The 16,464-nt window shown below is 33.9% G+C and carries 14 protein-coding genes; 5 read left to right on the top strand and 9 right to left on the bottom strand.

Going from position 1 to position 16,464, the window contains the following annotated elements; all coding sequences use genetic code 11:
* Positions 1-112 precede the first annotated feature (112 nt).
* The 4 genes from BR72_RS22070 to BR72_RS22055 all read right to left on the bottom strand — a co-directional run bounded on the left by BR72_RS22070 (position 113) and on the right by BR72_RS22055 (position 4,907).
* Positions 113-1,240: a glycosyltransferase family 4 protein gene (locus BR72_RS22070; protein ID WP_035437153.1), complete on the bottom strand. Its 1,128-nt coding sequence runs from the start codon at positions 1,238-1,240 to the stop codon at positions 113-115.
* Positions 1,227-2,408, bottom strand: coding sequence for a sulfate adenylyltransferase (gene sat / locus BR72_RS22065; protein ID WP_081904969.1), 1,182 nt, complete (start codon positions 2,406-2,408; stop codon positions 1,227-1,229). The genes BR72_RS22070 and sat overlap by 14 nt, the downstream gene beginning before the upstream one ends.
* Before the next feature lie 11 nt (positions 2,409-2,419).
* On the bottom strand, positions 2,420-3,025 hold the full coding sequence (gene cysC, locus BR72_RS22060; protein ID WP_231559751.1) for an adenylyl-sulfate kinase: 606 nt from the start codon (positions 3,023-3,025) through the stop codon (positions 2,420-2,422).
* An 88-nt stretch (positions 3,026-3,113) separates the two neighbouring features.
* The gene (locus BR72_RS22055; RefSeq protein ID WP_035437145.1) at positions 3,114-4,907 is read right to left on the bottom strand and encodes an SLC13 family permease; all 1,794 of its coding nucleotides are present in this window, start codon (positions 4,905-4,907) and stop codon (positions 3,114-3,116) included.
* Between the two features lie 679 nt (positions 4,908-5,586).
* On the opposite strand from BR72_RS22055, the gene BR72_RS22050 reads away from it, so the two are divergent.
* Positions 5,587-6,861 carry a glycosyltransferase family 2 protein gene (locus tag BR72_RS22050; protein ID WP_035437143.1) on the top strand — a complete coding sequence of 425 codons (1,275 nt, stop codon included), beginning with the start codon at positions 5,587-5,589 and terminating at the stop codon, positions 6,859-6,861.
* Positions 6,862-7,228: 367 nt separating this feature from the next.
* Here the strand turns inward: BR72_RS22050 and BR72_RS22045 are convergent, their stop codons facing one another.
* The 4 genes from BR72_RS22045 to BR72_RS22030 form a co-directional block, all read right to left on the bottom strand.
* Positions 7,229-8,203 carry a CgeB family protein gene (locus tag BR72_RS22045; RefSeq protein WP_035437572.1) on the bottom strand — a complete coding sequence of 325 codons (975 nt, stop codon included), beginning with the start codon at positions 8,201-8,203 and terminating at the stop codon, positions 7,229-7,231.
* Between the two features lie 66 nt (positions 8,204-8,269).
* Positions 8,270-8,575 (bottom strand): CGEA protein, encoded by a 306-nt coding sequence (locus BR72_RS22040; protein WP_442852852.1) that lies wholly within the window; start codon positions 8,573-8,575, stop codon positions 8,270-8,272.
* A gap of 269 nt (positions 8,576-8,844) precedes the next feature.
* The gene (locus tag BR72_RS22035) at positions 8,845-9,369 is read right to left on the bottom strand and encodes a hypothetical protein (RefSeq protein WP_035437141.1); all 525 of its coding nucleotides are present in this window, start codon (positions 9,367-9,369) and stop codon (positions 8,845-8,847) included.
* Positions 9,370-9,606: 237 nt separating this feature from the next.
* Positions 9,607-10,878, bottom strand: coding sequence for a glycosyltransferase (locus tag BR72_RS22030; protein WP_035437137.1), 1,272 nt, complete (start codon positions 10,876-10,878; stop codon positions 9,607-9,609).
* Between the two features lie 280 nt (positions 10,879-11,158).
* Between BR72_RS22030 and BR72_RS22025 the strand changes: the two genes are divergently transcribed.
* From BR72_RS22025 to BR72_RS22010, 4 genes are all read left to right on the top strand, one after another.
* The gene (locus tag BR72_RS22025; protein WP_035437135.1) at positions 11,159-11,815 is read left to right on the top strand and encodes an acetyltransferase; all 657 of its coding nucleotides are present in this window, start codon (positions 11,159-11,161) and stop codon (positions 11,813-11,815) included.
* A gap of 431 nt (positions 11,816-12,246) precedes the next feature.
* Complete coding sequence (locus BR72_RS22020; RefSeq protein ID WP_051957393.1) at positions 12,247-13,437, top strand: DegT/DnrJ/EryC1/StrS family aminotransferase; 1,191 nt, start codon at positions 12,247-12,249, stop codon at positions 13,435-13,437.
* 39 nt (positions 13,438-13,476) lie between these two features.
* Positions 13,477-14,442: a glycosyltransferase family 2 protein gene (locus tag BR72_RS25090; RefSeq protein WP_051957392.1), complete on the top strand. Its 966-nt coding sequence runs from the start codon at positions 13,477-13,479 to the stop codon at positions 14,440-14,442.
* A gap of 73 nt (positions 14,443-14,515) precedes the next feature.
* On the top strand, positions 14,516-15,451 hold the full coding sequence (locus tag BR72_RS22010) for a glycosyltransferase family protein (protein ID WP_035437133.1): 936 nt from the start codon (positions 14,516-14,518) through the stop codon (positions 15,449-15,451).
* Between the two features lie 446 nt (positions 15,452-15,897).
* On the opposite strand, the gene BR72_RS22005 is transcribed toward BR72_RS22010, so the two are convergent.
* A partial coding sequence (locus BR72_RS22005; RefSeq protein ID WP_331280407.1) for an exosporium glycoprotein BclB-related protein occupies positions 15,898-16,464 on the bottom strand: 567 nt, incomplete at its 5' end.

Genomic DNA, 16,464 nt, shown 5'->3' with positions numbered 1-16,464 from the left:
TCATTACATGAATAAGATAGGCAGTATGGAAGAACTCAGTAAAATAGAGAGGCGAAACAATTTTACAATTATTGTTTCGTCTCTCTAGAATAATGAATAGATGATTTATACATTAAATAAATCTTAGTTCTGTCAATCGTTTTTTAATCATGTTTCCAATCACATTTGGTGAAAAATAGGTCATTATGGTCTCTTGTCCTTTCCTTGCGATAAGATTACACTGTGTTTGATTGGAGATAAGTTGGCGCATCAAATAAGCTGCATGCTCAATATCTGGCTTAGCCCATACTTGGTAATGTTTGTAAGGACCGTAATTTCGTTTTATTGGGACGAGGGCATAATTGACAGGATAAGAATTATCTGCGTTCATAAAATCAGTATTACCAGACCAATTTGTACCAATTACTGGTTTTCCTAAATACATTGCTTCTGCTAGTACCAGTCCAAATCCTTCAGAACGGTGTAAAGAGACAACACAGTCAACTGATTGAATTAAGGCATTTACTTCTCCTCGAGTTAATGATTGATTAATAAGATAAATATTACGATTATCTTGAATTAGATGCTGAATCTGTTTCACTTCTGCAAGATTATTATTTGAATTATTGATTTTTAAAACAAGCCCAACGGAAGGATCATCCTTAGAAAACGCTTTTTGAAATGCTTGAATAGATGCAACTGGATTTTTGCGTTGTTGTATACTTCTAGGATCATACATGGAAAGAAATAAAAAGCGATCTGTTGGTAAATTAAAGTATTCACGACTTATACCTTCAGGGCATTCTACTTGGATGCAATGCGGGATACGAATTACAGGAAGGTTTGTTTTTTTGGATACAGCTTCTAGTACAAAAGATGAGGGAACCCATACTTCATCGACAAGTTTGAAGCTGGTATACCATTCCCTGGGAAGCTCTGGAAGCTCCCAATGCCAATAACCAATATTGTAGCGACCATTAAAAAATTGATACCCAAGCTGTTTATGAGCGGTTGGAAATATATCTGGATTCATATGAAAAATATTCACATCGTGGGTAGGAGCGGTTATTTCTTTATGTTTCCAAGAGAAATCTAATGATTTTACATGTGGAAGCGAATAATTAATAATACCAAATGGAATGTTGGCACTTTGGATGGACTTTGCTGCGAGGCGACAAGATTCTCCTAGTCCAAATTCAGCACGTGCGTATCCTACTAAATTAATGCCTTTTTTTAATGGCGTTTCTTCAGTCTTTTGCATTGCTTCGCTTCATTCCTTTCATCAGCACCTCCGCCACTTCAGGACGAGTAAACTCAGACGGCAAAGTTTGTCCGTTACGAAGTATTTCTCTAACTTGGGTACCACTTAAAATAACACGATCAGTATTAGAATGTGGGCATGTTTTGACAGAAGCCATGCTCATACACTTTTTACAATAAAAACTGTGTTCGAAAAATAGTGGTTGAATTCCAATTGCAATGAGATCAAAATTACGAAAGATTCTTTGGGCGTCGTACGTTCCGTAATAATTTCCTACACCTGCATGATCGCGGCCAACAATGAAGTGTGTACAACCGTAATTTTTTCTTACAAGCGCATGCATAACGGCTTCCCGAGGACCTGCGTAACGCATAGCGGCAGGGTAGATAACGAGGCGGGTGCGGTTAGCTGGATAATAGTTCTTCAGTAATACTTTATAGCTTTCCATTCGAATATCTGCAGGGATGTCATCTTTTTTTGTTTCTCCGACAAGTGGATTCAATAATAACCCGTCAACGATTTCAAGTGCTGTTTTTTGTAGATATTCATGTGCACGATGCACAGGATTTCGTGTTTGAAACCCAACGATAGTTTTCCATCCTAAATCATAAAACATATTTCTTGTTTCTTTTGGATCCATATGAAAATCTTGGAAATTTTTGTGTGAAGGTTTATTTAATAAAGAAATAGGTCCAGCTATATATATATCACCTTGTTCATATAATTTTTTTACACCTGGATGAGCAACTTCTGTTGTACCAAATACGAGCTGTGCTTCTTTTTGTTTATCATAATGAAACATATCTGTTATTTGCATAAATGCATAAGGAATCTTATCTTCTCCGTAAAGAATCACTTCAGTTCCAATACGCAAATCTTTTGCTTCATCTTGTGTGATAGGTAAAGTGATAGGAATTGTCCATGGCAGTCCATTTTTTAAATGCATAGTCATTAAGACGCTTTCATAATTATTTCTATCCATAAAACCGATGAGCGGACTAAAGCCGCCGTTTGCGATTAGTTCAATGTCAGAAATACTCCAAGCAGAGATCGTTAAAGAGGGGAGTTCGTTTACTTTATTTAAATATTCTTCACGCTCCGCTCCTTGTAATTCACGGTTAATTAGTATACCCCCATGAGGAAAAATTGTATCTATTGGACAGTCCATCATAATCCTCCTTAAATTGATAAGTAGTGATGTTTTTTGAGAAAATCTACGACTTGTATCGCGCATGCTTCAGCTGAACAACGATTAGAATCAAGAGTAATTTCTGGATTAAGTGGTTTTTCATAAGGAGAGGAAATTCCGGTAAATTCGATAATTTCTCCACTTCTAGCTTTTTTATATAAGCCTTTTGGATCTCTGTTTTCGCAATTTTCTAGAGAGCAGTCGATATAAACTTCAATAAACTCGTCAGGATGTACATTATTTCTAACCGCTTCACGATCGTTGCGGTACGGTGAAATAAATGTTGCCAACACGATAATGCCACAGTCTACAAACAATTTTGATACCTCACCTACGCGGCGGATATTCTCTTTGCGATCTGCTACTGAAAAACTAAGATCTTGGTTTAATCCTTTTCGGAGATTATCTCCATCAAGAATATAAGTGGAAATTCCTAATTGATGCAGCTTACTTTCAACGATATTGGCAATTGTGGATTTTCCAGATCCTGATAAACCTGTAAACCAAACAATGCAGCTTTTATGTTTATGCAAATTTTGTCGATCCTTTTTTGTAATTGAAAAGTGATGATAATATAAATTTGTTTGTTTTTCCAAAAAAATTTCTCCTTTCATATAAAGTAAAAAATGATTTAGTAATTAAGAACGTTTTTGACAATACAAAGTTAGTTTGTGTTTGTTTTATTTACATATAAAACGGCCAAAAGTATGGGATGAGTAGGACAGAAATAATCATGAAAAGGAAACCAAGCGGGAGACCTATTTTAAGAAAATCTATGAATTTATAGCCACCTGCTTGATAAACAATTAAATTTGCTTGATATCCTGTAGGTGTAGCGAAACTAGCAGAGGCAGCGATTGTAATAGCTATAATAAAAGGTTCGGGACTTAAAGACAGTTGTTTAGCAACGGAATAAGCAATAGGGAAAATGAAGGCAGCTGCCGCCGTGTTTGATAAAAATTCCGTACTAATCCATGTGAGTAAATAAATGATAGCAAGTAATGCTGTTGGACTAAATGTTGCGGTTTCGTCTACGAGTGTGTTAGCGAAGTAATTTGCGATTCCTGTTTTCTCCAAGGCGCTTGCCATTCCAAGAGATGACCCAATCATGATAAGTAAGCGTAAATCTATATACTTTCTTACTTCTTGTACTGAAATGGACTTTGTAATGAATAATAAGATAACACTTAAAAAAGAAGCAGTTAAAATCGGTAGAATCCCTATTCCTGCACATAATATCATGAGAAGGAAGATAAAAAGAGGAATAAAGGAGGTCATCTTTTGATTTCTAGAAGGATTTTTAGTGGAACCAGTTTCGTGGGAAAGAAAGTAAAAATCATTAGAGTATTGATTCTCTATAAAAAATTTGTTTTCGGATAAAATATATAAAATATCTCCCGTTTTTAACCGAATAGACCCTATTTTTGAGAGGATTCTTTTACCGTTCCGAAAAACAGCAATTACAACAGCGTTGTATTTTGAGCGAAACTGAATTTCTTTAACGGTTCGATTGGATAAACAAGATTGTTTGGATATTACTATTTCTGAAAGAGTGATGTCATTATTGGAGGAGTTTTCGAGACTTAATCTAGAACTGAGGTGTAATGTAAAACCCTCAACTTTTTCCAAGTTGGAAATGGTAGAAATGTCTCCTGTAAATAACAAACAGTCACTTTGATTTAGTATATAATCTCCAGAAATTGGGATTATTATGTTTTCGTCTCTCATAACTCCAATTAAATATAAGCCTGCAAGGTTACGTAAGTTCGCTTGCTTAATTGTTTTTCCTATAAGTGGGCAACTTGATTCAACTTGAACTTCTCCTAAAAATGCATTTTTATTCTCTTCATCTATTTTGCTTCCTTTTTTGTATTCAGGAAGGAGTTTGCTTCCTATAAACACCATAAATAGAATGCCGATTACAGTACATGGGATGCCGATGATTCCTAATTCGAACATAGAAAGTCCATGATTACCTTGTTTTTTTAGTAATGAGTTTACAACAATATTTGTAGATGTGCCGAGCAATGTACACATCCCCCCCATACTAGCTGCATATGCTAAGGGAATTAACAGTTTTGACGGAGCTAGGCCGATTTTTTGCGCCCAATTTTTTATTATTGGTGTAAGAATTACTATAATTGGTGTATTGTTAATAAATGCGGAGAGACTAGCTACAGGTATCATCAACTTAAGAATTGCTTTTTTATGACTTCTCTCATGACCGATTATTAACCGTGGAATTTGTTTGATGAAATCGTTCTTATTAACGGCAGAAGCTATAATTAATAAGGCTCCAATTGTTAATGTTCCTTCATTTGAGAACCCATCTAAAGCCTCAGAGGGAGCTAGGACTCCAAACATCATTAAAGAAACTAGTCCGCTGAACATAACGATATCAGCTGGAAATTTTTCGCACATTAAAACTATAAATGTAATAAAAATAATGAGGAGTGTAATTATACCGTGAATGGTCATATGATTCACCTATTCATAAATTGTTTTAACTGAGGGATATTGAACATGTAAAAGATAGAACAATAACATCTTGGTTAAATCACTTAAAGGAGAGTAGCTTAGATTAGTGCCTTAATACTTTATCGTACCTTTACTTTCGTTATAGAATGCATAGATGAAAAAACCGTAACTATATACCCCAATGTTTTATCAATTCCATTATATAAAACAGTCATTATCTTTATATGTTATTTTTAGTGAATTGACACTGTTTTTGTGAACTTATACATTTGTAAGCTAGATTTGTAGGAAAGGACTTAGTATTTTTTATTAAGTATGAAGGAATTGAGTTTAATTTAGAATTTTCCGGAAACTTATTTCGATAATAACTTTGTATAAATTATATCAATACTTGAAAATGGTGAGCAGACATCCTTAAACTTTATTTTTTAGTTCTGCCTTCTTGAAATTCTACATAGCTATTGCGGAAAAGGTTTTATTCTTACGTTGAAACATTAGAAAGGCTGTGGAATTTATAAAGGTATTTAGTCTACTAGAAAATAACAAATAGTATGGCAGTTAAAAGGTGACAAGCAGTATAAAGTATCTGTCAGTTCTATTTAATTAAGAATATTTTTGATTGAGTGAACACATGAATACTTTATGAGTAAAACGATTGACTGTAGAGGGGGGATGATTTTTGAATCCAAAAGTGTCAATTATTCTTACTAGTTATAATAAACCTGCATTAGTGGGGAAAGCGATTGAAAGTGTGTTAAGACAAACTTTAGATGAATGGGAACTTTTTATAATGGATGATCATTCGAATGAAGAAACAGTAAATGTTATTAAACAATATTTAGATGACCCAAGAATCACTTATATAAATAGCTTCATAGAGGACGAGGAACGTTATAAAAAGACGAGGTATGCCGTACTTATCAATAAAGCTATTCCGTTAACAAAAGGAACGTACATTTCTTATTTAACAGACGACACCGTCTATGTTCCGAAGAGGTTAGAAGAAATGGTATCTTTTTTTAATATAAATGCCAAGATAGATATTATTTATTCTTCTCAACAAGTGAAATTTGTAAACAACCAATTGAAGCTCCTTTCCGAAAGAGTAAGCAGAGCTCAGCATGTACTATATCAAGCAGCTAACGTTGTTGATCACTGTTCAGTTATGCATACACGTGCAATTTTAGAGAAAGTTCGGGAGAAGTATGGGGAATATTGGGATGAAAGTCCTGTTCATTGGTTTAATGGAGATGCGGATTTCTGGGAGAAATTAAACACTTTTCAGCCATTCCATCCTATCGATGTAGTGCTTGATATAACATACAAAACACCTTACTCTATTCAAAATCTATATAATAATTTACCTATAAAAATTCCGAATGGGACTTTGATAAAAGGGGAGAATCCACAGGTTTTTCTGATTGATCAGCAGCAAAGAAGGCTCATTACAAATGAGATGTTTACGTATTTTAAGTATAACTTAAAGAAGATAGTTATGATACCGGATTCTTTTTTATATAGATACGTAGAAGGTCCGCCTATTGATAAGCCAACTATTATTCCAAATTTACGTATTATTCAAAGTGAACAAAATAAATTTTTCTACCTCGAAAATAATAAAAAACGACCGATAATGAATGTTTTAGCTTTTCGTAAATTCAAATTTTCTTTTTATGAAGTTATTAAAATAAACTCAACTTTACTAGATCATATACCTCAAGGATTACCGATCTATCCTATTTTATCGCAGAATACTTGCTTGCCGGAAAATAAGGTATTTATATATAATAAACAATGTTCCATTACAATGAATTGTAAGCTTCATCTTATTGATAAAAAAATATTGAAAAAGCTTAATCTTTTAAATGATTGCATATATGTTTCAAGAACTGAGATGGAGAAATTTGAAAAAGGAGAACCAATTAGTTTGTATCTTACCAGATTTCTTAAATAGCACCGGCAGTTTTACTTTTTATAAAATTGTTAATTCCCCCTCTTACTCTCAATTTTGATTTCACAGTTATACAATATCCTTTGCTTCTTGCAACCACCGGATTTTTATTCCGCTATTCGTGGGTAGTAAGACCGCCACCTCAAGCTTCAGAGAAGAGCGAAGAAGATAGATGGGGGCTAACTGCTGGAATGTGTCCGATTGGTTTAACTAACCATCAGTGGGTGATGAAGAAAATTCCCACTGATGGAATTTTTATTTTATAGAAAGTGAAAAATCATCGGTAATACAACCGATGATTTTTGATTTAGAGGTTAAATAAATTAGTTATGCTATGGGCCTGAATAACTATATGCACATAGAAGGAAAGTTATAAAACCGTTTTTGAAGCAGTCTTAATTATGTTCTTAACTCGATGACCAAATGTATGTTGCTCTATCACTATTTTTCGAGCTTTTTGGGCGATGGTCTTCCTTTGCTCTTCGTCATCCATATAGATACCTAATTTGTGTAAGCAATCCTCGTAATCTAGATAAGATATCATTTCTTCTTCGGTAAAGAAGGAACGAAGATCGGGCTTTTCTTCTATTAGTTGAAAAGCCCCACAGGATGCAATATCAAATGTTCGGTTATTTATACTTTCGCTAATAACTCCATGCGTATTTTGGTTAAGCCAAAAATTGTGAGTTCGATGAGGATTTAATACAATTTTCGCTCCATTATAATAATAAGAGATCTTTTGTGGTTCAATCCATGTATCTTTAATGATAACTCTCGGGTTGTCTCTCCATTTTTTTTGTAGTCTGTTATACCAACCTTTTCCAACGAGTGTTATTTGATGTTTAGTATTTTCTAAAAGAAAATGAATAAAATTTACCCTTGTAGGATATGGGTATCCTACAAGAAGTAAATCACTTTTGTGTATATTTTCAACAGGAAGGGGCTTAAAGATTGTTGCATTTGTTCCTAATGGCAAATGGAAGACATCTGGATGAATAGATTGATAGTGCTTGAGAGCACCATTATCAATGGTAAAAATATAATCAAACCTATGAATCATTTGAATAGTTTTATCAATATAAAAAGGATCCTCGGTCAGCCAGCATGCCAGTTTGATATCATTTTCTTTTAAATATTGAATAGCTGATAAGGAGAGGTGATCTCCTAATATTGTTAAAACCAGTTGGGGCTGAAAATTAGCAACAATCATTTTTAACTTCTCTATACTCTCTAATGGATGAAAGTGAAGCCATTCATAATCACTGTTACTTAGCCCAGCTTTTATACCTTGATCAAAATATTCGTAAATTCTTGGGTAGCCGGAAGAGATATATAATAATTTCACCATGCACCACCAATTAGAGTTTTGCTTCATAAAAATCTCTTGAGCAGTTGTTACTGAAAATTTATATTAAAAACGATCTTCTTGTTCTCCAAAAATTACTGTTGAGGCTGTTGGCCGATCGCCACCGCCTCCTGGAATTTCTGGACTGTACGAGACACTTTCAATATCGTTACAGCCGATTTGCAGAATAATAGTAGAACTTGGAGTTGTCATGTCTTCCTCTAGTAATGTAACTACACAACTTTGTGGGTCAAATAATGCAAAAGTAGCAGGTCCATACATATGACCTGATTTACCTACAATGGTTACAACAGTTCCTGGGGGTAATGTAGAGAATATAAAGCATGCGCTTCCATCACATGTTTGTGCCATAGATAAATATTTCCTCCTTTTAATTCATATAATGTTTTAGGGTTCATGATGAAAGATGTACAATTTTATTAGTTGATAAGACAATGGTCTCTCTAAATAAGAAAATTCTTGGAGAGAGGACATTTTCTATAAATCCTTTGAAACTATTAATGAAGCAATCTAGGCTTAAGCAGCCTAGACCGATCATATATTGAATTGTAACAGACATAGCTGAACCCATTATATTTGGAATAGTACATATAATAGAAATTTAGAAGTTAGTTAAGTAGTTAAACAACTTGTACCGCTCGTAGAGAAGCGAATTGAACCTGTGCAGAATCTAAGTCTAGTTTGTCCCAGATAACATCAACGCCAATGATAGTACCAGTAGTTGCTTTGAAAAGAACAGAGCCAGTTAATATACCGGCATATCGACCTGTAAATCCACCGCCTCCAGTACCTGGAATTGCTTCTACAGTTGAGTCTGCGACCCTAGAGAATGAACCAGGAATTTGAGAAGGAACGGTAGTAGAGGTTAATACTCCAGTGAAATCGACTAAGTCAGGGGGAATAACTGAAAAAGGGATATTGAAAGTTACAGTATAGTCGATTTGATATACCCCAGGTACGTTAATCAATAATCCATTCGTTGTATTTACTGTGTTATTTAGTGGACCGCTTGAAGGGAAAGTTATAGTATTTGTGCCATTAGCAAGTGTTTGTGCTACTTCAGTAAATATAAATCCATATGCTGGAGGAGGCGGTGCGGGGAAGTCGACAGGAAATGACGGAGGGCAATTGAAATGGTTATTCATTTTTTCACCTCTTTTAAGTTTCTTAATACATTTAATGAAATAACAAGCTAAATTGTTATGGATAAGTCCCTATTTTTTGTTGAAAATGGGGACTTATCTGTTGATGTAGGCGTAGCAAGGGGGGGATGAATTTAGCGGGGAACCGTATAAGGGTGCTGGAGAATTTATAAAAACATTCATGTTGCACTAATGTACGCTCAATTTTAAGAAGTGTTTGATCGCTCAATTTTTCATATATTATTCATAAAACTTTGTATTTTGTTCTACATATGAAGCTATATTCGGAGGTAATTGTTTTATTTTGGCTTCAAGACATTTCTGAGCAGTGCGGCCTAAATTGCGTTTACTTTCATTATAATAAGCGCATATGGAAATTTCATAATCAAAAAGATAATCATAGACGTGATAATCTACAAATAGAATATCGTCTTTCGGAAAAGGTATTTCTTTCCCGTGCAATGCATACATCAAACTGACGTTATTTTTAGATTTATATCGATATAGTTTTGCAATGTGGTATAAAGGTTCAGCTCTACTAGGTCTGTATTCCCAAGAATTTTGAAGATAAATAGTCGCAAGGGCAAAAAACTGTTCTTCCTGATCAACGAGGTTAGTTATTATGGATTGATCAAGAACTGAATTCTCTTTTATGGATTCTTGGATTAATTGTTCGCGTTTGAAAGAACATTGATCAGCTAAGCGTTCGTAACAGAGACCTATTTTGAATAAGGAGTAAAATACTTCTTCTTCCCATCCACCAGCATCCACTCTTTTTTTATACCATATGATAGCTTCCTCTAATTCATTGAGAATAGATAATGTTTGTGCTAAGTAGAACATGTATCTAATTTTTAAATAAATTGGTGTTGATTGATTATTAATCCCTTCTAAAAGTAAACGTTTATCCCGTTCGAATTTATCACTTCTACTGCCGCCGTCTGCTTGATCGTAGATAATTAAGCTATCGAGCTTTCCGGTTGTATAAGAGGAAGTCCCTTGATTAACCCCTAATTTAGAATAGTCTATATCCCAATATTCATGTGTAACTCCAACAGATGCCCATGGTAAAGATGTCTTGAGAAGGCGACTCAGCCAATATTTAATGTTGCTATCATATTGCATAGTAAGGTAATGATCCTTATTTAAGGTACACTTATCAAAGTCAGACTGAACCTCTAAGATCATATCAGCATCAAGTAGCAATAAATAATCAGCTTCTGGATACGTTGCTTGGGCTAACTGTACAGCTAAAGTTCGATTATATCCAAAGTTTTTAAAAGGTTCATGATGCACAGTACCAAGTATATTATTTTTGTTGCACCAATTTTTAATGATTTCAGGTGTACGATCAGTCGAACCCGTATCACAAATCGAAACAAAATCAATAATTGATTTCGCAGAATCTAAACATCTTTCTATAATTTTTGATTCATTTTTTACAATCATACAAAGGCATAATTTCTTTTCTGATTTTTTGTGTGAAAGTGTTTTTGATATCTCTCTTACCATTATCTTTTCTCCTCTCTATCAAGCTAATAAAGATTGTATTAGCACATGTAGATATGAGTGTAGAGCATTCGAGCGAATAATAGAGGTACGTTAGATTTATCATATGCTGTAAACATAATCTATGTGAAGGTAGTGGGCAGTTCATTTCCAATGTTAAGTATTCATAATAAAGAAACGAAAATCATAAATAATTATTATAAGTAATTTTCTTGTATATAAATATAAATTCAAATAAGAAATGAGTTAATCGTCTTTAGTGACATACGAGGAAGTGAAGAACGTGAAAAAAATTGTTGTTTTTGGCTCAGGGGGTCATGCCAAGGTTGTTATTGATGTCATTCGACGAGCTGGAGATTATGAGATTTATGGAATAGTTGATGGCTATCGTTCACAACATGAAGTGGTTTACGGTTATGAAGTAATAGGTGATGAATCCAATCTATTATCTGTTAAAGATCATATTCAAGGGGGAATTGTAGCTGTAGGAGATAATTGGATAAGAAGGGGAATAGTGGAGAAAGTAAAGGCTATTATTCCAGAGTTTCTGTTTATTTGTGCTATTCATCCATCTGCTATTATTAGTGAAGATGTAATTATTAGTGAAGGAACGGTAGTAGCGGGCGGAGCTGTAATTAATAGTAACGTGCGAATAGGAGCACACTGCATTGTTAATACAAATTCTAGTATAGATCATGACTGTGTAATTGATAATTATGCGACTATCGCACCAGGTGCTACTTTGGGAGGGAACGTTAAGATTGGGGATTATTCTGTTGTTTCTTTAGGAGCAAATGTAATTCATTCCATTACAATAGGAGAGCATACTGTAATTGGTGCCGGTGCGACAGTTGTAAAAGATATCGGCTCTTATGCACTTGCGGTTGGCGTACCAGCAACAAAAATAAAATCTAGAGAAAAGGGAGATAAATATTTATAAGTTCAGAGGGAATTCAGACCATTTCCTGGAAAAGGAGCTGACTCAAAAGATATCTATATTTCTTTTGAGTCAGCTCCTTTTTTATTTTTTAAAGCTTTCGTCATAATTGTTTATTATCACTATGAGAAATTTTTTTGAATTAAATGGGAAAATAATTTATTAAGGGATATGGTAAGTGACTATATATGAGTCATGACCTTGTTGTGGCAAAACATGTATAGTTCACATAAATTGTAACAACATTACTTTTTTTGAAAACGGTATTTAGGAGCTAGTAGTTGTGTGATAAGAGGGTGCCATAATTACAAGGTAATTTATGATCGTATATGAAATGATTCCGAAAACCTAAATATTTTACTTAAAGTAGAATTAGAGCGAAATTACATATGTATAGAAGGGAGAATTGATAATACTGGTAACATAGAACTATTATGAATGAACGTTCAAATTATGAAAGGAGGCTGAGTATTATCAAAATTAAAAAGTTCTCTAAACCCATTTATGTTACTTCCCCTTTTCTTCCTCCATTTCAAGAGTTTTCTCGTTTAATAGAACAAATTTGGGAAAATCGATATTTAACAAACAATGGACTGCTGCATCAACAATTTGAAATGGAAGCAAGGAAATATTTGGGTGTTGAAAAGAATACACTATTTGTAAATGGGCATATGGCACTTGATATTGCAATTAAATCTTTGCGGTTAACAGGAGAGGTGATTACAACCCCTTTTACATTTGCCTCAACAACCCACGCCATTTCCATGAATGGATTAATTCCAGTATTTTGTGATGTAAATAAACATGATTATAATTTAGATGTTTCAAAAATTGAATCGTTAATTACTGAACATACTTCGGCAATTATACCCGTACATGTTTTTGGCACTCCTTGCGATGTTTATGAAATTGAAAGAATAGCAAAAAAATATAATTTAAAGGTTATATATGATGCAGCCCATGCTTTTGGTGTAAAAGTAGACGGAAAAGGAATTGGGGTATTTGGCGATATATCTATGTTTAGTATGCATGCAACAAAGGTTTTTCATTCTATTGAAGGTGGAATACTTACTTATCATGATGAAACATTATCAGAAGCATTAAATCAGTATAAAAATTTTGGGTATAAAAGTTCGGGAGAGGTTAGCTTAGTCGGTTTAAATGCTAAAATGAACGAATTTCAAGCGGCGATGGGTATTTTGAATCTCCGACATATAAACGAAGAAATAAATAGAAGAAAAAAAATAACAAGTATGTATCGTAATCAATTAAAAAGCATTCCAGGTATTCGTTTTATAGAAGAAATGGAGAATGTCCAATATAATTATTCGTATTTTTCCATAGAGGTTGATGAAGCGATCTATGGACTAGATCGTAATCAATTATATGAACGTTTAATGTCGTATAACGTATTTACAAGGAAATATTTTTCGCCATTAACAAGTGATTTTATCTGTTATAAAGATCAGTATGATTCAGGGAAAACACCAATTGCGAAAGAAATAGCAAATAAAGTTTTAGTATTGCCGTTATACGGTGAATTACAAGTTGGAGATGTAGAAAAAATTTGTATGATAATTAAAACAATCCCGGAACTAGTTGAATTGGAATGGGAGAAGGATTAGGAGGCAGTAAGAAAAAATGTTTAGGGAGGGATTGTGATTATGAGCAATTTAGATAGTAATAAACAAATAGATAAGGTAATAAATTATGCCAATTCTCGTCCAAAAGTAAATGTTATTATTGCAGCTTACAATATGAAAGAGTATTTAAAAGAAACTGTCGATAGTGTGTTACGTCAAGATTATCCCAATTTAGAAATTATTGTTGCTGATGATTGTTCAATTGATGGTACACAAGATATGATGAAACGATATGACGAGAATCCGAAAGTTAGATATATTCGAAATGAAGTGAATTTAGGTTCGAGGATGAACGGCCGAAAATTACTTCATGAACATGCAGATGGTAAATATATATTGTGTATTAATCACGATGATTATCTTACGCAAAATAATTATATTAGTAAGGCTGTAGCGTTGCTTGAAGAAAATCCTAATGTCTCACTTGTTTTTGCGAATTTACATTTTTTTGATGTTGATTCAGGAGACCGCAGACCAATTACACAAGATATACCTACGATTACAAAAGGTAGTGATTACTTTTTAAACTATGAAACTGGTAGTTATCCTCATATAACAAGTACATTAACATCAGTATTTAGAAGAGAAGACGCTATTCGCATGTGCTGCTTTATGGAAAAATCAGAATGCCAAGATCTATTTTTGTATTTGAAATTAATGTTAATTGGTGATATTGGATTTATTGCAGATCATGTCGGTGTGTATCGTTTCCATAAAAATAGTTTAAGTTTTAACATGCCAACTGAGGGTGATTATGGAACGATTGAAGATCTTGAAGAATTATATGTTAATGCATTAGAGCTAGGTTTAGATAAAAGTCAATTAGCTGAGTGGTTAACTATACGAGTATATAAATATGTGAATTGGCGCTTTGAAATAATGTGGTTCAATAATCAAAAAAGTAATGCATTACAATTGCTAACGAGTATTTCAGAAAAGCATCCTCTTGTATTTTATTGGATTACAAATCGTCTACATTGGGAATAGAAGTATAACGCTTAATTTTTAATGGAAGAAAGTGCAATCTACATGAAAAATAGATATAAGGTGGAGAGAGTGAGTGGAAAAGTTCAACCTATTGTTAATTATTAGAAACTACAGTAAGTGGATTCATACGGCACCTTTTTATCTTCAAGAAGAACTTTCAAAAATTACAAACTTATTTGTTTGGAATGAAGATGGTGACATTTCTAATATTCTTAATACTATTCATTTTAAACCTGATTTTATATTAATCTACTTATTTGACACAGAGGCGAATGCACCAAAAATTACGGGACTTCGTAATTTAAAAATTCCATATGGAATATATATAGAAGATTTACATCACAATCCTGCTAAAACATATGCTGCAATAAAACATGAAAACGTTGAAAATATATTTACGTGTTATAGAGATGCTTTTCATAAGTTTTATCCTGATTTTTCTGATAAAACCAAATGGTTTCCTCATCATGTCAATACTGAAATCTTTAAGGACTATGGTCAAAAAAAAGATATTGATATGCTATTAATGGGAGCAGTCATTCCGTATTATTATCCGCTAAGATGTAAAATCCTCGAAACTTATCAAAATGAAGCAAATTTTCTATATCATGGACATCCAGGCTATAGAAATATTGATAATGAAGAATTTCAAAACGTATTTGTTCGCGAAAGTTATGCAAAGGAAATAAATAGGGCGAAATTATTTTTTACTTGTAATTCAATATATGGATATACAATTCTAAAATACTTTGAAGTATTAGCATGTAACACTTTATTACTTGCTCCAAGTTCAGATGAGATTTTAGATTTAGGTTTAAAGCCAGGGGTGCATTTTGTTGAAATAGATGAAAATAATTTTATAGAAAAGGCAAATTATTATTTGACACATGACGAAGAACGAGAAGAAATTAGTAAGAATGGATTTGAACTCGTACAAGAAAAGCATTCAACTACTCAACGGGCTCAACAACTAAAAGAGATGATTCATGAAATATTAAAAGGAGGATAACCATTTGAAGGTCTTAGTTACAGGCGGAGCGGAAGTAATTTCTACTTATGTTTCGGAAAATTAAAATGAATATATATAAATCCAAATTAAAACCCTGACATAAACCCCTTTTCTTTTTAGATGGTCGAGAGCGTCTGGTCATGCGTAGAAGCGGTCAGGCCCTTTTTCTGCCACGTGCGAAGTTCAAACAAAGAGAGACAGAAAGTTGCAGGTTATTTTTTGCTTGGCATGGCGACAACTTGTATGTTGGAAAGTCAAGGTGGATTTATATATAATTTATTTCATGCTTCCTTAATATTGCGAAATGAGCTCTCATTCTCATAAGAAATGTTACATCCTCATCATAATGTTCAAGATTAGTATTGAAAGATAGAAAAGGCTTAGAAATAAAAACAGGCTGTGGAGAAGGATTATCCACAGCCTACTTTTGTTGAGGCATTATAGCTTTAGTAGTCAATTGTAATGCCGGCACTTGCATAACCTGTCACAGTCGTAACAAGCCCCAACGTACTGACTGAAGTTACAGTGAAGACCATTAATAAACGATCCCCAGCATTTACAGATGCAGTCAATCCAGTAAGAGAATTAAAGAGATTTTGGAAAGTTCCAATTGGTCCTGTAATGTTTGGATTTAAAGTGACAAGAGTAGAAGGAATTGCATCGAAATCATTGTCGTTAGGATTCGTATTTCTATATACCTGCGCCCGAACTGTTGCACTAGTGCCAAGGTTGATAATTGCTATAGCAGAAAGGTGTGCATAGACTGATGTGATTGTGCCATTACGTGGAACCACAAATGATTCATTTGCTATCCCAGCAAGTGGTAGCGTTAAAGTAGTATTTGGATCGGCACCTAAAATACCTACACCAGGAACAAAAGATCCAAATCCAATTAGACTTCCAGTACCTAGCAATCCACCAGCAAGAGTAGTCAGCACAGCGGGACCACCTGATGCGAATGGAATGATAGAAGCAGGTCCAGTCGGCCCAGTCGGTCCAGTCGGCCCAGTCGG

It is taken from the genome of Bacillus sp. UNC322MFChir4.1 (assembly GCF_000746135.1).
In the GTDB taxonomy this organism is placed as follows: Bacteria; Bacillota; Bacilli; order Bacillales; family Bacillaceae_G; genus Bacillus_A.
The sequence above is the reverse complement of the archived record's forward strand: the minus strand, read 5'-3'. Positions and strand labels throughout refer to the sequence as shown.

Excerpts from the sequence above, each read along its gene's own strand:
- BR72_RS22070 (WP_035437153.1), bottom strand. The coding sequence starts at position 1,240 with ATGCAAAAGACTGAAGAAACGCCATTAAAAAAAGGCATTAATTTAGTA.
- BR72_RS25090 (WP_051957392.1), top strand. The coding sequence starts at position 13,477 with ATGAGCAATTTAGATAGTAATAAACAAATAGATAAGGTAATAAATTAT.
- BR72_RS22040 (WP_442852852.1), bottom strand. The coding sequence starts at position 8,575 with ATGGCACAAACATGTGATGGAAGCGCATGCTTTATATTCTCTACATTA.
- BR72_RS22030 (WP_035437137.1), bottom strand. The coding sequence starts at position 10,878 with ATGGTAAGAGAGATATCAAAAACACTTTCACACAAAAAATCAGAAAAG.
- BR72_RS22020 (WP_051957393.1), top strand. The coding sequence starts at position 12,247 with ATGAATGAACGTTCAAATTATGAAAGGAGGCTGAGTATTATCAAAATT.
- BR72_RS22055 (WP_035437145.1), bottom strand. The coding sequence starts at position 4,907 with ATGACCATTCACGGTATAATTACACTCCTCATTATTTTTATTACATTT.
- sat (WP_081904969.1), bottom strand. The coding sequence starts at position 2,408 with ATGGACTGTCCAATAGATACAATTTTTCCTCATGGGGGTATACTAATT.
- BR72_RS22035 (WP_035437141.1), bottom strand. The coding sequence starts at position 9,369 with ATGAATAACCATTTCAATTGCCCTCCGTCATTTCCTGTCGACTTCCCC.